The following is a 16,265-nucleotide window of genomic DNA, read 5'->3' on the forward strand; positions in this document are numbered from 1 at the left end:
TAGGTCCGGCCGTCCCGCAAAAAAATTCTCGGCGCGTCCGACGAGCAACGTATCGCCACCGGTTGCATCGATAGCCTTTCGTGCCGCGTGCATCCGCTCGACCGCAATATCGATGCTGAACAGCGGCTCGTCTGCGTTGCCGGTCGAATCTTCAATCGATAATCCCGCAACACCGGTCGCAACCGCAAGCCGCACGCTTTCGGCGACGCCGTTGGCATCGGACGCGTAACCGTTTTCGAAGTCCGCGTTGACCGGTAAATCCGTCGATGCAACCATGTCCCGCAAATGCGCCAGGATCAGGTCACGCGCCACGGTATTGTCGGCCTGCCCGAGCGACCACGCGAAGCCGGAACTGGTCGTGGCGAGCGCCTTGAACCCGAGGCCCTCAAGATACCGGGCGCTGCCGGCGTCCCAGGGATTCGGAAGCATGAAGCAGCCTTGTTCATGAAGCGCACGGAAGGCAGCACGTTTTTCGGCGATGGAACGGCTCATTTGAAGTCTCATTGTTTGGCGCATGCATAAGTCGGGCGGATGCCCTGAGCTGAATACTAAGCGCTTCGCGCGCATATGCAATGTTCAAGCCGCCTATGTCCCAACCGATACAAACAACTGCACCATCGGCGCCTTTGATCCACCCGGCACCGGTGCACGCAGCGGCACGCCATACGTGCCGCGCAAATCCACATGACGCGACCACTGGACGCGCAAACCCGCACCCACGCTCACCAGCGATCCGTTGCTCGCTTCCGCCGGCTGGTCGATGCGGTTCCACGCGTGCCCGGCATCGAGAAAGACGAAGGGCTGCATCGCGATACTGCTTGCGCCTATGGGTATGCCCGGCGTACGCACTTCCGTCTGCACGTTCCATCCGCGGTCGCCCAGCACCACATACGGGTCGTATCCGCGCACGCTGGTCTCGCCGCCCAGCCCAAGTTCCTCGCTCGGCAGCAAGGTATTCGGCGTCCATTGAAACGTGCCACGCGCGCTGAACGCGAAGCCTGCGCCGAGCGCGAAGTCGTGTTGGCCGCCAAGCTGCAAGTACGCATATCGGGCGGTTGCGCCTTGTCGCGCGGTGGTGAATGCAGTATCGCTGTTGTCTGAATCGAGCCCGCCCGGACTTGCCACGAGCGTGACGTTCGCACGCGCCAGTCCGAAATCATCGGGCTTGCTGATCGAGTACGAAGCCAGGAACTGATGCACGTGCACATTCGAATTGAAGACCTGGAAACCGCCGAACTCGAGATCGTTGTTGGTTCGCTTGAAGTCGTAACCGAACTGCATCTGCTGATTCCAGTCCCCGGCCGGCGGCAATAGCCAGTCGTATCGGATACTTGCTTGCGCGGAGATGCCGGTCTGGCCGTAGCTGTCGGGCAGCCTCGGCGTGCTTTGGGCATAGACCCCGAACAGTTCGATGCGGTCATGCCATGGCAGCGGCGCCGAATAGCTCAGCGAATGCGCCATGAAGCGGGCGCGATCCGGACGCCCTTCTATGTCGGGATTGCCGCCGAAAATATCGTTGCTCGCGGTGAATTGATACGCGATCTGCTGATCGAGTCCAAACAGATTCCCATAGTCGATGCCGGCAAAAAAGCGGTCGCGGCCGAGTTGCGGAACGCCGGCGTTATCGTAACCGGCGTTGACGCGCAGCGGCAGGCGATCATCGGTTTGAAGAAGGACATCGGTGGAATTTGCGGCCGTGCCCGGCGCGTAGACTACATCGACGCTCCGGTACGGATTTGCGTTGAGCAACGCGAGCCCCGCCGCAACCTGCGATTGCAGGATCGGCTCGCCGGGACGCAGCGGCATCTCGCTTGTCAACACGGCATCGGAGAAATAGCGGTTCCCGCTTGCACGCACTTGCCCAAGCCGAAACTCGGCAATCGCGATATGCACCACGCCGTTGGTCACGTCTTGCTCGGGCACGAAAACATCGACGAGCGGTTTGCCCGCAGCACGATACCGCGCGACGACCGCACGGCGGATCTGCGCGAGGCGCTCGAAGGTAAGCGGCTTGCCGATGTCGGGCTGGAAGGTCTGCAGGAAGGCGGCATCGAGAACGGCAAGTCCTTCGGCGCTGATCTGTGCTTGCGGCGCCGATGTGTCAGACGTACCAGCCGGCACGAAGATCAAGGCCGCAAGCGACGGCACCGCGACTTGCGTAGCCTGCGGCATCTCAACGGCCTGGGGCGGCGACGCCTCACGCTTGATCATGGAAGGCGGCGTTTGCGGCGCGACATCACGATACGACTGCGCATGTGCGGACACTGAGAGCGCAGCCGCGTACGAAGCCGTCAGCAGGCGTCGTACGTTACGCGACATGGCCTGGCGCTCAGTTCTCAATCTGCCGGCGCAACAGGGAATGCGCGGCGCCGGCGGGCGGTCCGAAGCCCGGTACGATGGACGTCGAGATCATTCGGCATACTGATGGAGACGGCATGGTGATCTCCGTGACACGAACGCGGGCGCGCCATGGGGTGGCACACCATCGCATCCGATTAGCCGGTCACCGGGTACCTTGCGCAATCGGCCAAAGGAGAATAGCAGATGGGTCGGAGATGCAAAGCACGTTAATCGGACAATCACTGTTCAAAAAGAGACGAAAGCGCCCTCCGCCAACGTGGGAAACGACCTGATACGAAAGCTCGGCGGATGTTCTTACCGTCCTCATGAGCGTCATGCAAAACCGGTCAAACGGGCTTGCCCTCGCTCGATGCCCAGTTCGGCATCAGCGTGTTGGTCGGGAGGGTTTCATCGATCATCTTTTTGGCGGTCTGGATTCCTGCGACCGGCAGACCCGTCGGATCGAGCACGCCGATCTGCACCAGCACCGAAGCCTGATCCCAGTAGATGTGCTCGTTGTAAAGCTTGTCGCCGCGAAACCGGATTACCGCCAGCATGGGGACCTCGAAGTATTTGCCTGTGGGCTTGAGTCCCGGCAACAGCCAGTCGATCTCGCGATCGTGCGTGGCGCAGAACACGAACTCATCGACAACCCGATCCGAGCCGATGGTCCGGGACACCGGAATCAGGCGTGTATCGGCGGGATTGGAATCGACGAAATGGTACTTGTAAAAGCGCTTCAATTGATCATGACCGACACCGCCCGTCATGGTCGGAACGTGGTTCACGTAAGGCTCGGCCACCATGGTCGGCATGACGGCGTCGACGTCGCGCGTGCCGAACTCGTAGTAGCAATGCATCTCCCACAGGCGGTTCAGGTCGTACACGGGACCCAGCACCTTGCGCAGCAATGACAGGGTCCGCGAATAGGCCATCAGGGCCGCGGGTTTGTCGTAGTGATCGCGCTCGGGCGTGGCGAAGGCGTGATCGCAACCCGCGTAGACGTAATGCTCGATCAGCGGTTTGCCTGCAAACGCGGCTTCGAGTTTCGCGCGGGTTTCAGGCGGCGTGAACGTATCGTTTTCGGCGAAGTGGAAAACCATCGGGCAGCGGATGGTGGCGATCTCGCCGAGATACGCATCGAGGTCCACGCCGTAGTAACTCACCGCGCAGTCCACGTCCATGCTTGCCGCTGTGCGCATCGCGAGACGACCGCCGAGGCAATAGCCGATCACGCCAAGCTTGCCCGCTTGCTCGGGCAGCGCACGCAAAGCAGCAAGTGTCGCGGCGATATCGTCGAGCGCTTGTGATTCGTCGAATCTCGCGTTGAAGTCGAGCGCAGCGGCGAAATCCGCTTCGCCGTAGCCCAATACCACGCCGGGTTTCATGCGCCAGAACAGATCCGGTACGAGCACGACGTAACCTTCTTCGGCGTAACGGTCGGCCATCGACTTCATGTAGTCGTTGATGCCGAAAATTTCCTGGAGCAGTACAAGGCCGGGACCCGAACCTTGCGCGGGTTTCGCGAGATAAGCTGTAAATCGGCCGCCGTCCTGCGCCGTGATATCAATCGTCTGACTGCTCATGTCGCCCCTTTTGGTTCGCTTGATGAACGATAGTTGCCTCGCGTGAAGCGCATATTGTGCACTGGGTCGATCAAGGAGATCATGCCGGTCAAAATGTTGAACACGCACGCTATAGCCTCATAATTCGACGACCGCACAACGAAAACATTTACCGACCATGCTTATCGACGATCCCGCTACCCTCGCCTCCCTCGAAACCGCGTTCGACGCGTATGAAGTCGCGTTGACCACCAACGATGTCCCGGCGCTCGACGCGCTCTTCTGGGACAGTCCGCATACGCTTCGATACGGCGCAACCGAAAACCTGCAAGGTTACGAAGCGATCCGCGAGTTCCGCGCCAAGCGACCGGGCAGCGCGCTGCAACGGACGATCATCGACCGGTCAGTGACGACGTTCGGAACGGAGTTTGGCGTGGCGAACATCACGTTTCACCGCAACGGCGAAACGCGGACCGGCCGCCAATCGCAGACCTGGGCACGTGTTGACGGCGTGTGGAAAGTGGCCGCCGCGCACGTGAGCTGGATGGATGAACCGAAGCCGTGACGTAGACATGCTGCTGGAACGTCTCGGTAATCGAACGCGGCGAGCTTGTCGCCGTGGCCAGGAAGAACGGCACCATCTCGCCCCAATGGCCGGCGAAGATGTTGAGCTTTGGATACTTTTCGAAGAAATCCGCCAGGATGGTTGTGGCATACGCGGTGGGATCGTCCAGCGTTTGCGCGGCCCATCCCGCCATATGGTGCGCCGGCGCCGGACCTTTCTCAAACGCGCGATGCGGGCAGTGTGCTCAGTATCTCGTGCAGTTCATTGGCAAAGATAACCGGGTCGCTTGCATAGCTCACGTGATGCCCGATCATCTCGATGCAGGGGCAAGGCAGTTCACGCGCCAGTTGGCGTGCAGTCTGCGCGTAGAATGCGTCGCCGCTCGCGCGGCCAACGGCGGTGACCATGGCCACACCACCACGGCGCAATGCATCGAGACCGGGAATGAAACGGTTGATGACATTGAATTCGTGTGCAAGGAAGCGCTCAAAGTCGCCGCTGTCCTGATCCGGTGGAGCGATTGCTGCAGAAGGAAGACCAACAAACGATGAGGCGAACAGCTTCATGGCGGGAGCACCACCCTGCGTGCGATAGGTGTCATACACGCTGTCGAAAAACTTTCGCCATATCACGCCGTCCGGCAAGATGTCGCTGACAGGCGGCTCGTGGTCCACCAGCCCTCGAACGAGCTGCGGATGATCCTCTGCCAGCTTCAATGCAATATTGGCGCCGGCGCTGTTGCCGAACACAAACGCCGGTTCACCGCCCATCGCATGGATGACGGCGGCAGCATCCCGGCCTTGTTGCGCCATGTTCATTTCGGCATGTTTGTCGCCGGTGCTGCGCGAATTCGCACGGCGGTCGTAACGGACGACTGTGTAGCGATCGGCTAATTGCGCCGAGAGTCTGATGAAACGACTGCTGTCACCATTTCCCCCAACGATCAATAAAAGCAACGGCCCTTGGCCTTCAACGTCGTAGGCAATCTCTGCATCTTCATTATGGACAGTGGCGGATAGATTCATGCGGAACTCCCTGAGTAATGGCTCGTGATGCCAGCGACGATGAACATGACCGCCGCCAGGACGATTCCAATCATGTGATAAATACCGGATGAGCTCCAATAACTTTATCTAACCGATCAATCAGTTCACCTGACCCTTGAATTCCTGTCATGCGACAGATCACGCGGCTCTAGCCTCCCGCGAGCGCAACGGATGTTCAACCGGGGTATCGAGAACCAGCCGCCCGAACTCCTTCGCCGCCAGCGTCTTTTCGCCCTTGCCCCACAGCAGCCTGAACTCGGCTTCGGGCAATGCGGGCAAACCGTATTGCCCATCGATCACGGCGATGCCCGGTTCAAGGTCGTCTCGTGTCAGCACGGTGATCGCAAGTCCGGCCATGACGGCTGCACGAATGCCCGACTGACTCGACGATGTGAACGCCACATGCCAGTTCACGGGCAAGCTATCGAGCGTTTCGACGGCCACGCGCCGGTTCACACAAGGCGCCGGAAAAAACGCCAGCGGCAATGACGCGCCTTCGCGTACCTCGAACGATTCGGCCGCCGCCCATACAAACCGCGTGCGCCGCAGCACAATGCCTTCGTCGCCACTTCCGTGCTTGTGGCTCTTCACGCACAACACCACCGCGAGATCGAGCTCCTGCGCGGCAACCATCGCTTCCGAATCGATACTCATGCCAACGCTGACATCGAGCCGCACGTTTGGAAATGCCCGCGAAAATTGCGTCAGCAACACGGGCAGGCGCTCGCCCATGAAGATATCCGGTGCGCCGAACCGCACCACGCCCGATGCCGGCGATGAATGAAAACGCCGCGTGACCGCCTGCATCGCATCGAGGATTTGCGTGGCGTAGCGCAGGAAATCCTCGCCGTCCTCGGTCAGTGTCAGCGTGCGCGTCGTGCGGTAAAGCAGCGGCCTGCCGACCTCTTCTTCCAGGCGCCTGATCTGGTGACTGATGGCAGATTGCGTCAGGTTCAGCCGACGGGCGGCCTTGGTGAAGCCTCCCGCTTCGGTGACGGCGATAAACGCACGCAGCAAGCCTGGATCAAGATTCATGGTCGCTCGAATGATGAAGTGATTTACTGGATGATAGTAAATTAAATCATTTCCGTCATGGAGACGAATTGCCGAGAATGGATTTATCCCTTCTTTCGGTAGCTCGTCATGGATGCTTTGCCTCGCGTCACCGCATCAAGGCAATTCGCGCTTACGTTGTTGCTTGCGGCCGTCATAGCCGCAACTTATGGCTTTGGTGTGTACTTGTTTCCGGTTGTCCTGCCCGCGATGAAACACGATCTTGGCTTCGGGTATGCGCAAGCGGGATACATCACCGCAGCCCGGCAAATCGCGAATGTGCTGGTGGCGTTGCTGTCCGGCCTTGCTGCTTCGCGTTTTGGCGCAGCAAGAGTCATGCTGGGGGCCACCGCGTTATCGGCTGTCGGGCTTGCGTGCCTGGCCTTTGCCGATCACACCTGGGTCATGGGAGTTGTGCTTGTTGCACTCAACGCGTTCGCAGCGGCGACGTGGGTGCCCATGATGGCGCTCGTCGCGCCTTTGATCGATGAACGTCATCAAGCGAAAGCCATTGGCGTGATCGGTAGCGGCACCAACTATGGCGTGTTGCTCAACGGGCTCATGGTGCCGGGGTTGATGGCAGCGTGGGGATGGCGTTCCGTGTGGCTTGTGAGCGCGTTGTTCACGGCACTGCTGAGTGTCGTGATCTTGCTGATGTTTGCACGGCTTGGACGGCCGGAAACGCGCGTGAAAGCGCAGCCAGGAGTCAAGGGGCCACGGTTCGCCGCGCGGACGCTGTTCTCGCGGCGCTGGCAGCTCGTGTACGCAATCGCGTTGCTCTCGGGCTTTGCCGGCGTGCCGTTCATCACCTATTTCTCGGCTTATGCGCACGATGACCTGCATCTCGGACTCGATGTCACCGCGCATGCCTGGGCGCTCGTCGGCTTCGTGGGTGCGGTAAGCGGCCTGACTCTCGGCATGATAGGCGATGCACGATCTTCTGCCTCACAACCGCAACGTGACGGCATGCGCACGGCGCTTGTCAGCGCAGGGATTCTATTGCTGTGCGCGTCGTTGATAGCGGCATCGCGTCCCGGCGTTTATGCGTTGATGATCGCAGCCGTTGCGTTCGGCTTTTCGTTCTTTCCGCTCTTCGGGTTGTTGCATGCGTATGTCGGCAAGACGAGTGAACCGGCGCTCGCGGCTATCGTGTGCGGAATTTGCGAAGCGTCATTCGGTGCAGGGGGCGCGCTCGGTAACGTGCTCGGCGGTTTGTGCAAGAGCGTGGCCGGGTCGTTTCAACCGGTGTATTTTTTCGCGGCAGGCGCGTCCGTCGTGGCAATCGCACTGAGCTGCTTTATGCCGGGCGTGCGGCGAGCGGAATCGACTAATCGATGCACACTCGCCGACGCGCGTTGACGTGACCCAAAAACCGCGCGCCATCTGGAATTTCAGGTGATCGCGCCGATCTGCCAGGGCACGAATTCGTTCTGTCCATACCCGTGCACTTCGCTCTTCGACAACGTGCCCGATGCCGTCGCCAGCATCAGTTCGAAGATCTCCTGGCCGAGTTCATCAATGCTCTTTTCGCCATCGAGAATCGAACCGCAGTTCATATCTATGTCTTCTTCCTGACGCTTCCACAAAGCGGTATTCGTGCTGAACTTGAGCGATGGCGACGGCGCGCATCCGTAAGCCGAGCCGCGTCCGGTCGTGAAGCAGATCAGGTTCGCGCCACCCGCGACCTGCCCCGTCGCGGACACCGGGTCATAACCCGGCGTGTCCATGAACACAAGCCCACGCGCGCTGACATGCTCCGCGTACTTGTAGACATCGACGAGATTGGTCGTGCCGCCCTTCGCCACCGCGCCGAGCGATTTTTCAAGGATGGTTGTAAGGCCCCCCGCCTTGTTGCCCGCCGACGGGTTGTTGTTCAGGTCAGCGTTCATCCGCGCACAATATTCTTCCCACCAGTGAATGCGCTCGACGAGCTTGTCGCCCACTTCCTTCGATACCGCCCGTCGCGTCAGCAAATGCTCCGCGCCGTAAATCTCCGGCGTCTCCGACAGGATCGCCGTGCCGCCATGTGCGACGAGACGATCGACCGCGGCGCCCAGCGCCGGGTTCGCCGTGATCCCCGAATACCCATCCGAGCCGCCGCATTGCAGGCCGATCACGAGGTGGCTGGCATCGACGCGTTCACGCACGACCTCGTTCGCTTCCACGAGCATGACCTTGATCGCCTCGATACCCGCAGCTACCGTGCGCGCGGTGCCGCCCGTTGCCTGAATCGTCATGGTTTTGAGCCGGGCGCCTGTTTCGAGGTGCTGCTCCTGGAGCAAACCGTCGATCTGATTCGTTTCGCAACCGAGGCCGACCAGCAGCACGCCGGCAAAGTTCGCATGCCGCGCGTAGCCGCCGAGCGTGCGGCGAAGCATCTTCAGGGCTTCGCCTTCGGAGTCGACCGCGCAGCCCTGACCATGCGTGAGCGCGACCACGCCATCGACATTCGGAAATGCGGCGAGCGCTTCAGGATGCACATCGCGGCGAAAATAATCGGCGACAGCCCGTGCGGCGGTAGCCGAGCAATTTACCGATGTGAGCACGCCGATATAGTTGCGCGTCGCAATGCGTCCATCGGGACGGCGGATGCCGAGAAAACTTGCGGGCTGCACCGCGTGTTGCGTGGGTTTTGCATCTTCGCCGAACGCGTAGTCGCGATCGAAATCGCCCATTGCGAGGTTATGCACGTGCACGTGTTCGCCGACATCGATGTCGCGCTTCGCAAAGCCGATGATCTGCCCGTAGCGTCGGACGGGTTGCCCTTGCGAGACTGCTTTGACGGCGACCTTGTGCCCCGCCGGGATCAAACCGCGCACGGTGATGTCGCCATCGGCGAGCTGCATGCCCGCGACGAGTTGATGGCGAGCGATGAGGACATCATCGATGGCATTCAGGCGGACCGTCGCAGTGTTTGCAGGAGCAGTTTCAACTACTGGTTTCATAATGCGTATCTCCGTATTTTGCGTGGGGTGCGCGAGGCTCAACGCGATGCCGCTTTCGATGCAGCCAGGTCGCCCGCTTCCTGCCGCCGCCCTTTCATGCCGATGCTCAACAGCAGCAGCACGCCGATCACACCCGCCACCGCAAGCGCGCCCATGCCCGCACGCTGACTCTGAAAGAAACTTTCGACAGCGGTCTTTAATGTCGGCGCAATGAAACCGCCGAGATTGCCCAACGCACCGATCATCGCAATACCGCTTGCCGCCGCGGTCCCGCTCAAGTACGCCGTAGGCAGTGTCCAGAACAGCGGTTGAACGACCACAAAGCCGACCGTCGCAATGCAGAATGCAAACAGAACGGGGACGAGATGCGTGCCCATCGTCGAGAGGCCAATGCCCGCTGCCGCCATGACCAGCATCACCACCGCGACCTCGCGATGCTTGCCGCGGGCATCGGCGTAACCCGTCACGAAGCGCAACGCGACCAGCGCACAGAACCATGGAATCGCGGTGAGAAAGCCCACCTTCGCGCCAATCGCGGTCCCCGTCAATTCGGATATACGCGTCGGCAGATAGAAGATCACGCCATACACGCTGACCTGGATCGCAAAGTAAATGGCGACAAAACGCAGTACGTTCCAGTTCGCGAGCGCGGCAAGCGCGGTCGACGGACCATGGGCGACCTTCAGCCGGTCCTCCGCGGCGATCGCCGATTCGAGCGCATCTTTTTCGGCATCGGTCAGCCATTTCGCCTGACGCGGTTTGCTCACGAGATAGAAGAATGCGATCACGCCGACTATGGAAGCCGCGAGCCCTTCGATCAGGAACATCCATTGCCAGTTGCGCAGCCCGAGCAAACCGCCCATGACTTCCATGAGGTAGCCGGATAACGGACTGCCGAGCACGAGTGCGACCGGGACGCCGAAATAATAGATCCCGAGCGCCTTGCCGCGTTCGCGTGCTGGAAACCAGTAGGTCGAATAAAGGATCACGCCGGGCGAAAATCCCGCTTCGGCGACGCCGAGAATGAACCGCAGCACATAGAACGCGGTCTCGTTGTGCGCGAACATCATGGCCGCCGACGCCAGCCCCCACGTCACCATGATGCGGCTCAGCCAGACCTTTGCACCCACGCGATGCAGCATCATGTTGCTCGGAATCTCGAACACCGCATAACCGATGAAGAAGATCCCGGCGCCCAGCGCAAACGCTGCGTTGCCGATATTGGAATCGACCTGCAGCGCCTGCTTGACGAAGCCGACGTTGGAGCGGTCTAGCATGGAAAGCGCGAACATCAGCGCGAGAAATGGCGTGAGGCGCAGTCGCGCCTTGCGCACGGCGCTCGCCAACGGCTGGGACGAGAGGGCCTGAGTCTGCATGTGTGTTGTCTCCATCGTGAGGACGCCGGATCTGCCCGGTCTATTTCATCTGGCACCACTCTATGCATTGGCGCGATAAACATCCAATCGATTATTGACTACAATCGATTCCATCCGGTTATGAGTAGATGCAGGTTTACCCTTCACTCGCCCCTATGTCCCGACCTTCGTCACTACTTCCATCGGCCGTTCTCGCCCGCCTGCGCTACCGGCATCTGCAATTGCTCGACATCCTCGGCCGCACGCGCAACATGCGGATCACCGCCGAGCAGATGCACATGACACAGCCTGCCGCCACGAAAATCCTGGGCGATATAGAAGGCATGCTGGACGCGCCGCTCTTCGAACGCCTGCCGCGCGAGATGCGGCCGACCGAGCTGGGGCATCTCGCGCTGCGTTATGCGAACACCGCGCTGGGCGACCTCGGGCACTTCGTGAGCGAATTCACGACGTTGAAAAACGGCGGATATGGGCACATCACGGTCGGCGCTATATCGGCATCGGCGGCGCAACTGGTGACGGCGGGTATCGGGGAGATCCGGCGGCAACGGCCGCAACTCGTCGTGAAGCTGTTTGAACTCAGCAGCGATCAGCTTGCAATCTGGCTCGATGAAAAAAAGATCGACGTGATGGTCGGCCGTCTGACCGAGCCGCGTCATCATGCGTTGTTCGACTTCGAGGTGCTCGCGGCGGAGCCGGTTTGCGTGGTGGCGGGAAGCCATCATCCATTATTGAAAAAGCGGAAGCTGGAACTGGCCGATCTCGCGGAATGGCCGTGGATTCTTTATCCGCAGGTAACGGCGATCAGGCAGTTATTCGAGGAGACGTTCGCAGCCGCGGCCATCCCTGTACCGGTCGGGATGGTGGAGCTGACATCGATATTTTCCGCGCTGGAACTCTTGCAGGCGACCGACATGATTTCGCTGCAACCACAAGCCGCCGTCGAGAAGTATGTGAACAATGGCTTGCTGGGACAGCTTCCTGTTCCGATACGCCGCGTCATGACAAGCTATGGGATCGTCACGCGCAAGCACGAACTCCCTGCGCAACCGGTGCAGGAGTTTATCGGCATCTTGCGTTCGCTTGCGGCCGATAAAGAAAAGCCTTGAGCGTTACTTCGATGTTACCTGGACCAGCGCATCGATTGCGATGGCATAGCCCTTCACGCCCAGCCCCACGATAATCCCGCGTGCCGCCGGCGAGATGAACGAGTGATGCCGGAACGATTCGCGCGCATGAACGTTCGAGATATGCAGCTCGATCAACGGAACGCTCGCGCCCTTGATTGCATCGTGTAGCGCGACCGATGTATGCGTATAAGCACCCGGATTCATCACTACGCCCAGCATGGCGCCGGCCGCGACCTCGCGCCCGGCCTCATGAATCCAGTCGATCAGCACGCCCTCATGATTCGACTGCCTGCATTCCACCGCGACGCCCAGCTTGTCGCCTGCCTGCATGCACAGCGTTTCCACCGTATCGAGCGTGTCATGGCCGTACTGATCGGGCTCGCGCAAACCCAGCAAGTTCAGGTTGGGCCCGTTGATCACCATTACCTTCTTCATGACTTCGCCTCAGTATTTGATCTGGGAAACTGCGCGCAACTCGTCCGCCGTGGCTGTGCCAAACCCGAAGAATTCCAGATACGCCGGGATCATCTCGAAGAGCATGTCGGTGCCGACCTGCACTGCACAGCCCTTCTCTTTGGCTGCATGCAAGAGCGGCGTGTACTCTGATTTCATCACGACCTCACCCACGAACGTGGACGGCGAAATCCGGTCGATATCGAAAGGCAGCGGATCGTTCGCGTTCATGCCGATAGGCGTTGCATTGACCACCACGTCGTAGCCCGCCGGGTCTTTCGAGCCTGTCGTCACTTCGAGCTCGGGATAGTGCTTGCGCAAACGGGCGGCGAGTGCATCGGCGGATGCGCTGCTGGTGTCGAAGAGCGCTAGCGCCGATACCCCGGAGGCCGCCAGCGACGCCGCAATGGCAGAACCCACTCCGCCGCTGCCCAGCACGAATGCACGCGCGCCTTTCAATGGACGGCCCTTGCGTTCGACGCCACGCGTGAAACCGGCACCGTCGAATTGATCGCCGAGCAAGCTTCCATCCGAACGCAGCAGGATGGCGTTGCAAGCGCCTGCAATGCGCGCGGTGGGCGTGAGTTCGTCGACAAGATTCGTAGTCGTCACCTTGTGCGGCATGGTGACCAGCGCGCCGCGAATGTTGCTCAAACGGAAGAGCGACTTCACGAACGCGGCGTAATCGTCAGGCTTGACGCCCATCGGCACCACCACTGCGTCGATGCCCTTCTGCTCGAACCACGGGTTGTAGATCATGGGCGCCTTGAAGGCTTCCGTGGGATAACCCAGGTGCGCAATAAGGGTAGTTTTTCCGCTGATCATCGCTGCATGCCTTAAGAAGTTGGAACTGCGGAACACTCAGTCTGCAATTTCAACGCGGCGAACGTCGCCGACTATGAAGATGTACGACAGCGCGCCAACGAGCGCCGCCGCGCCTACGTACGACAGCGCGTAGAAGAACGAGCCCGTCTTCGCCACGATCAGGCCGATCACCAGCGGCGTAACGATGCCCGCAAGGTTCGCGCAAAAATTGAAGATGCCGCCCGTCAGTCCCATCAGATTTTTTGGCGCGATATCCGAGATCAACGTCCAGCCGAGCCCGACCATGCCTTGCCCGAAGAACGCGATCGAGAGAATGGTGATGACCAGTGCGTCGCTGCTGACGTAGTTCGCGGCAATGATCGTCGATGCCCCCAGCAAGCCGAAGATGATCGGCAACTTGCGTGCAATGTTGGCCGAGCCGGTGCGCTTGAGCAGAAGATCGGAGATCCATCCGCCGAACATCACGCCGACCGCCGCCGCAAGAAACGGCATCACCGCGAAGAAGCCGACCTTGAGCCAGCCCATGTGACGTTCCGTGGCTAGGTAGGTCGGGAACCACGTCAGGAAAAATACGAGCGTGGTGTTGCCCGCAAACTGCCCGAGGCACGCACCCGCGATCTGACGGCGCTTGAGCAGCTTGCCGACGTTGCCCCACGAGAAAGCCATGGTCTGCTGACCGCCCGCCGGCTCGAGGCCGCCGCCCGCGGAAATGTAGTCGAGCTCAGCCTGGTTCACCGACTTCGAATGATGCGGCTCGCGATAAAACAGCCACCAGACCATCCCGAACACAATGCCGATTACGCCCACCACAATGAACAAGGAGCGCCAGCCGAAGTTGCCCATGATCCAGAACAAGGCCGGCGCAAAACACGCGAGGCCGAGGTATTCGCCAACGGTATAAATGCCCGTGGCGCGTGCCCGCTCATGCTGCGGGAACCATGTGGCGACCACGCGGCTGTTGACCGGGAAGCATGGCGCTTCGCTGACGCCGAGCCCGAAGCGAAACAGCAGCAACGACTTGAGTCCGACGGCGAAACCCTGCATCAACGTGAAGAACGACCAGAACGTCAGCGCGAGAAAGTAGGTGACCTTGCTGCCGAAGCGGTCCAGAAAAACGCCGCCCGGAATCTGCGCCAGCGCGTATGTCCAGGAGAAGGCGGAGAAGACGATCCCCATCACGGCGGCATCGATTCCGAGCTCCTTCGTCATGGTCGGCGCTGCAATGCCGAGGACCGTGCGGTCCAGATAGTTGATCATCGTACCGACTGCCAGCAGCGCGAGGATCACGAAGCGCGTGCGCGACCGTGTGCGAACTGCGGCCGGCGCGGCCGTATGAACCGCGTGGGATTGGTGAACGTCTTGCATGACGCGTCTCCTGAATCGAAATATTGGATCCCGCCCTGCGGTTTTATTGCGCGAGCGATGTTATTGGACCGGTGGTCCGCCCATTAAAAGCGGTGATGATACCTACGCCGCAGCTCACTGCTGGAAGCCGTCGCTGAAAACTGCCGCTATAACGCTTGATGGACACTTTGATCAGCGTTCCTAATCTATTAAATTGATTTCTTGCTTACGGAAAAAGGCACTGCATGTCCGAGTGCCTTGTTGATCACTCGCCGCTTGTTAGCCGTGCCGGTATGTCGTCACAATAGAGCGAAGGCCGAGTCCGGGCAACGGAATATTAGAAAACACGTATGTTTATCGAACGCGTTCGTTCGGTAATCGCGCATTATTCGGGTTTGCACTAGACGGTGCTAGACGTTGACGAATCAGACTTCTCGCGCCTTCCCCAGCGCAATCAAATTCCCTTCGCCGAACCCTTCCCCACCGCGCCGCTCCACGATTTCGAAGAACATGTCCCCGGCCTCGTGCTGGATGAAAGTCTGCAAGAAGAGCAACGGCTTGCCGTCCTCGGCTATACGGCCATCGACGAGAATGCCGCGTGAGCGCAATGCCTCCACATCCAGTCCATGACCGGGCAAGCGTGCATCGAGTTGTTCGTAGTATTTTGCCGGCGGCTGCACGAAGCGCATGCCGCGTGCACGCAAGATGTCGACGGAAGCAAAGATATTCTTCGATGCCAGCGCGATATGCTGCACGCCTTCGCCGCTGTGATCGGGCAGATAGTCCTGCATCAGGCTCGTACGATACGTGCCTTCTTCATACACCGGAATGCTGAACGTCTGGCATGGCGAGACGATCACGGGCAGATCCTGTGCGACTTTCCAGTCGGGATGTATTGCGTGGATCTCCTTGAAATGGAGCACCTGGAGATAGAACTCCAGCCAGTCCGGAAGCCGGCCAGCCCCAACGGTCTGCGTAAAGTGATCGACCTTGACGAGCCCTGCGTCGTTGTCATGCAATGCAGATCTTGTGGTTTGTGCATCGAGCCACTTGAAATCGATGTCGTAGATGGACTTCGCTTTCTCGCTCGGTGGCGCGTCCCGGCCTTCCCAATGATCCACGAAATAAATATGCGAGTCGCCAATGCCCTGGATTGCGGGAATCATCAACTCGTTCGGTCCAAGCCGTTCGCCTTCGAAATCCCAGGCCCCAAACTCGACGGCGCGTTCGTGCGAGGTAGGTGCATCCAGCACGCGAAGGCCGATTGCACATATGCCCACGCCATGCGTCTGCGCAAAGCGGGTGGCGAACGAATCGTCGTCGGCGTTGACGAGGAAATTCATGTTCCCTTGCCGGTACAGCGTGACGTCCTTGCTGATATGGCGGGCAACCTGCGTAAAACCGAGTTGCTCGAAGAGCGCACGCAGCCGGTCAGGATCCGGGCTGGAAAACTCGACAAATTCGAGGCCGGCGACGCCGAGGGGGTTGTCGCCCTGCAGCGTTTGCGCCGAGGCAGCGCCAGGCAGGGAAGCATCGTTGTTCATCGAAAATCACCTCAGAGAAAGTCCGCTCACATTCGCCTGAGGCCTGGTCATCCGTAATGTCCGATGTCCAGTCGCAGCA

Annotated in this window: 14 protein-coding genes; 3 read left to right on the forward strand and 11 right to left on the reverse strand. The window is 60.0% G+C overall.

Translation table 11 applies throughout. From position 1 onward, the window contains the following. From ACRXB1_RS03065 to ACRXB1_RS03075, 3 genes are all read right to left on the reverse strand, one after another. A partial coding sequence (locus ACRXB1_RS03065) for an isocitrate lyase/PEP mutase family protein (RefSeq protein WP_449491047.1) occupies positions 1–492 on the reverse strand: 492 nt, incomplete at its 3' end. A gap of 93 nt (positions 493–585) precedes the next feature. Then, positions 586–2,319, reverse strand: coding sequence for a ShlB/FhaC/HecB family hemolysin secretion/activation protein (locus ACRXB1_RS03070; RefSeq protein ID WP_449491048.1), 1,734 nt, complete (start codon positions 2,317–2,319; stop codon positions 586–588). Positions 2,320–2,687: 368 nt separating this feature from the next. Further along, positions 2,688–3,926: a dienelactone hydrolase family protein gene (locus tag ACRXB1_RS03075; protein WP_449491049.1), complete on the reverse strand. Its 1,239-nt coding sequence runs from the start codon at positions 3,924–3,926 to the stop codon at positions 2,688–2,690. A 157-nt stretch (positions 3,927–4,083) separates the two neighbouring features. On the opposite strand from ACRXB1_RS03075, the gene hpxZ reads away from it, so the two are divergent. Further along, positions 4,084–4,470, forward strand: a complete 387-nt coding sequence (hpxZ, locus tag ACRXB1_RS03080; RefSeq protein WP_449491050.1) for an oxalurate catabolism protein HpxZ — start codon at positions 4,084–4,086, stop codon at positions 4,468–4,470. A gap of 218 nt (positions 4,471–4,688) precedes the next feature. Here the strand turns inward: hpxZ and ACRXB1_RS03085 are convergent, their stop codons facing one another. Beyond that, the gene (locus tag ACRXB1_RS03085) at positions 4,689–5,495 is read right to left on the reverse strand and encodes an alpha/beta fold hydrolase (RefSeq protein ID WP_449491051.1); all 807 of its coding nucleotides are present in this window, start codon (positions 5,493–5,495) and stop codon (positions 4,689–4,691) included. Positions 5,496–5,654: 159 nt separating this feature from the next. Further along, positions 5,655–6,551 carry a LysR family transcriptional regulator gene (locus ACRXB1_RS03090; RefSeq protein ID WP_449491052.1) on the reverse strand — a complete coding sequence of 299 codons (897 nt, stop codon included), beginning with the start codon at positions 6,549–6,551 and terminating at the stop codon, positions 5,655–5,657. 108 nt (positions 6,552–6,659) lie between these two features. Here ACRXB1_RS03090 and ACRXB1_RS03095 point away from each other — a divergent pair, with 108 nt between their 5' ends. Next, positions 6,660–7,928, forward strand: coding sequence for an MFS transporter (locus ACRXB1_RS03095; protein ID WP_449491053.1), 1,269 nt, complete (start codon positions 6,660–6,662; stop codon positions 7,926–7,928). Positions 7,929–7,960: 32 nt separating this feature from the next. Here the strand turns inward: ACRXB1_RS03095 and ACRXB1_RS03100 are convergent, their stop codons facing one another. After that, the gene (locus tag ACRXB1_RS03100) at positions 7,961–9,514 is read right to left on the reverse strand and encodes a UxaA family hydrolase (protein ID WP_449491054.1); all 1,554 of its coding nucleotides are present in this window, start codon (positions 9,512–9,514) and stop codon (positions 7,961–7,963) included. A gap of 38 nt (positions 9,515–9,552) precedes the next feature. Further along, positions 9,553–10,890 carry an MFS transporter gene (locus tag ACRXB1_RS03105; RefSeq protein WP_449491055.1) on the reverse strand — a complete coding sequence of 446 codons (1,338 nt, stop codon included), beginning with the start codon at positions 10,888–10,890 and terminating at the stop codon, positions 9,553–9,555. Between the two features lie 155 nt (positions 10,891–11,045). Here ACRXB1_RS03105 and ACRXB1_RS03110 point away from each other — a divergent pair, with 155 nt between their 5' ends. Then, the gene (locus ACRXB1_RS03110; protein ID WP_449491056.1) at positions 11,046–11,999 is read left to right on the forward strand and encodes a LysR family transcriptional regulator; all 954 of its coding nucleotides are present in this window, start codon (positions 11,046–11,048) and stop codon (positions 11,997–11,999) included. Between the two features lie 3 nt (positions 12,000–12,002). On the opposite strand, the gene aroQ is transcribed toward ACRXB1_RS03110, so the two are convergent. The 4 genes from aroQ to ACRXB1_RS03130 form a co-directional block, all read right to left on the reverse strand. Further along, positions 12,003–12,455, reverse strand: a complete 453-nt coding sequence (aroQ, locus tag ACRXB1_RS03115; protein WP_075359726.1) for a type II 3-dehydroquinate dehydratase — start codon at positions 12,453–12,455, stop codon at positions 12,003–12,005. A 9-nt stretch (positions 12,456–12,464) separates the two neighbouring features. Then, positions 12,465–13,298: a shikimate dehydrogenase family protein gene (locus tag ACRXB1_RS03120; RefSeq protein ID WP_449491057.1), complete on the reverse strand. Its 834-nt coding sequence runs from the start codon at positions 13,296–13,298 to the stop codon at positions 12,465–12,467. A gap of 36 nt (positions 13,299–13,334) precedes the next feature. After that, entirely contained in the window at positions 13,335–14,663 is a 1,329-nt protein-coding gene (locus ACRXB1_RS03125) for an MFS transporter (protein WP_449491058.1), read from the reverse strand. A gap of 404 nt (positions 14,664–15,067) precedes the next feature. Next, on the reverse strand, positions 15,068–16,186 hold the full coding sequence (locus ACRXB1_RS03130) for a 4-hydroxyphenylpyruvate dioxygenase family protein (protein WP_449491059.1): 1,119 nt from the start codon (positions 16,184–16,186) through the stop codon (positions 15,068–15,070). Between the last annotated feature and the right edge of the window lie 79 nt (positions 16,187–16,265).

This window comes from Caballeronia sp. M23-90 (assembly GCF_053574605.1).

Bases quoted from the DNA above. Each gene is read 5' to 3' on its own strand.
- ACRXB1_RS03105 (WP_449491055.1), bottom strand. From the start codon at position 10,890: ATGCAGACTCAGGCCCTCTCGTCCCAGCCGTTGGCGAGCGCCGTGCGC.
- hpxZ (WP_449491050.1), top strand. From the start codon at position 4,084: ATGCTTATCGACGATCCCGCTACCCTCGCCTCCCTCGAAACCGCGTTC.
- ACRXB1_RS03085 (WP_449491051.1), bottom strand. From the start codon at position 5,495: ATGAATCTATCCGCCACTGTCCATAATGAAGATGCAGAGATTGCCTAC.
- ACRXB1_RS03110 (WP_449491056.1), top strand. From the start codon at position 11,046: ATGTCCCGACCTTCGTCACTACTTCCATCGGCCGTTCTCGCCCGCCTG.
- ACRXB1_RS03120 (WP_449491057.1), bottom strand. From the start codon at position 13,298: ATGATCAGCGGAAAAACTACCCTTATTGCGCACCTGGGTTATCCCACG.
- ACRXB1_RS03125 (WP_449491058.1), bottom strand. From the start codon at position 14,663: ATGCAAGACGTTCACCAATCCCACGCGGTTCATACGGCCGCGCCGGCC.
- aroQ (WP_075359726.1), bottom strand. From the start codon at position 12,455: ATGAAGAAGGTAATGGTGATCAACGGGCCCAACCTGAACTTGCTGGGT.
- ACRXB1_RS03130 (WP_449491059.1), bottom strand. From the start codon at position 16,186: ATGAACAACGATGCTTCCCTGCCTGGCGCTGCCTCGGCGCAAACGCTG.
- ACRXB1_RS03075 (WP_449491049.1), bottom strand. From the start codon at position 3,926: ATGAGCAGTCAGACGATTGATATCACGGCGCAGGACGGCGGCCGATTT.
- ACRXB1_RS03090 (WP_449491052.1), bottom strand. From the start codon at position 6,551: ATGAATCTTGATCCAGGCTTGCTGCGTGCGTTTATCGCCGTCACCGAA.
- ACRXB1_RS03100 (WP_449491054.1), bottom strand. From the start codon at position 9,514: ATGAAACCAGTAGTTGAAACTGCTCCTGCAAACACTGCGACGGTCCGC.
- ACRXB1_RS03095 (WP_449491053.1), top strand. From the start codon at position 6,660: ATGGATGCTTTGCCTCGCGTCACCGCATCAAGGCAATTCGCGCTTACG.
- ACRXB1_RS03070 (WP_449491048.1), bottom strand. From the start codon at position 2,319: ATGTCGCGTAACGTACGACGCCTGCTGACGGCTTCGTACGCGGCTGCG.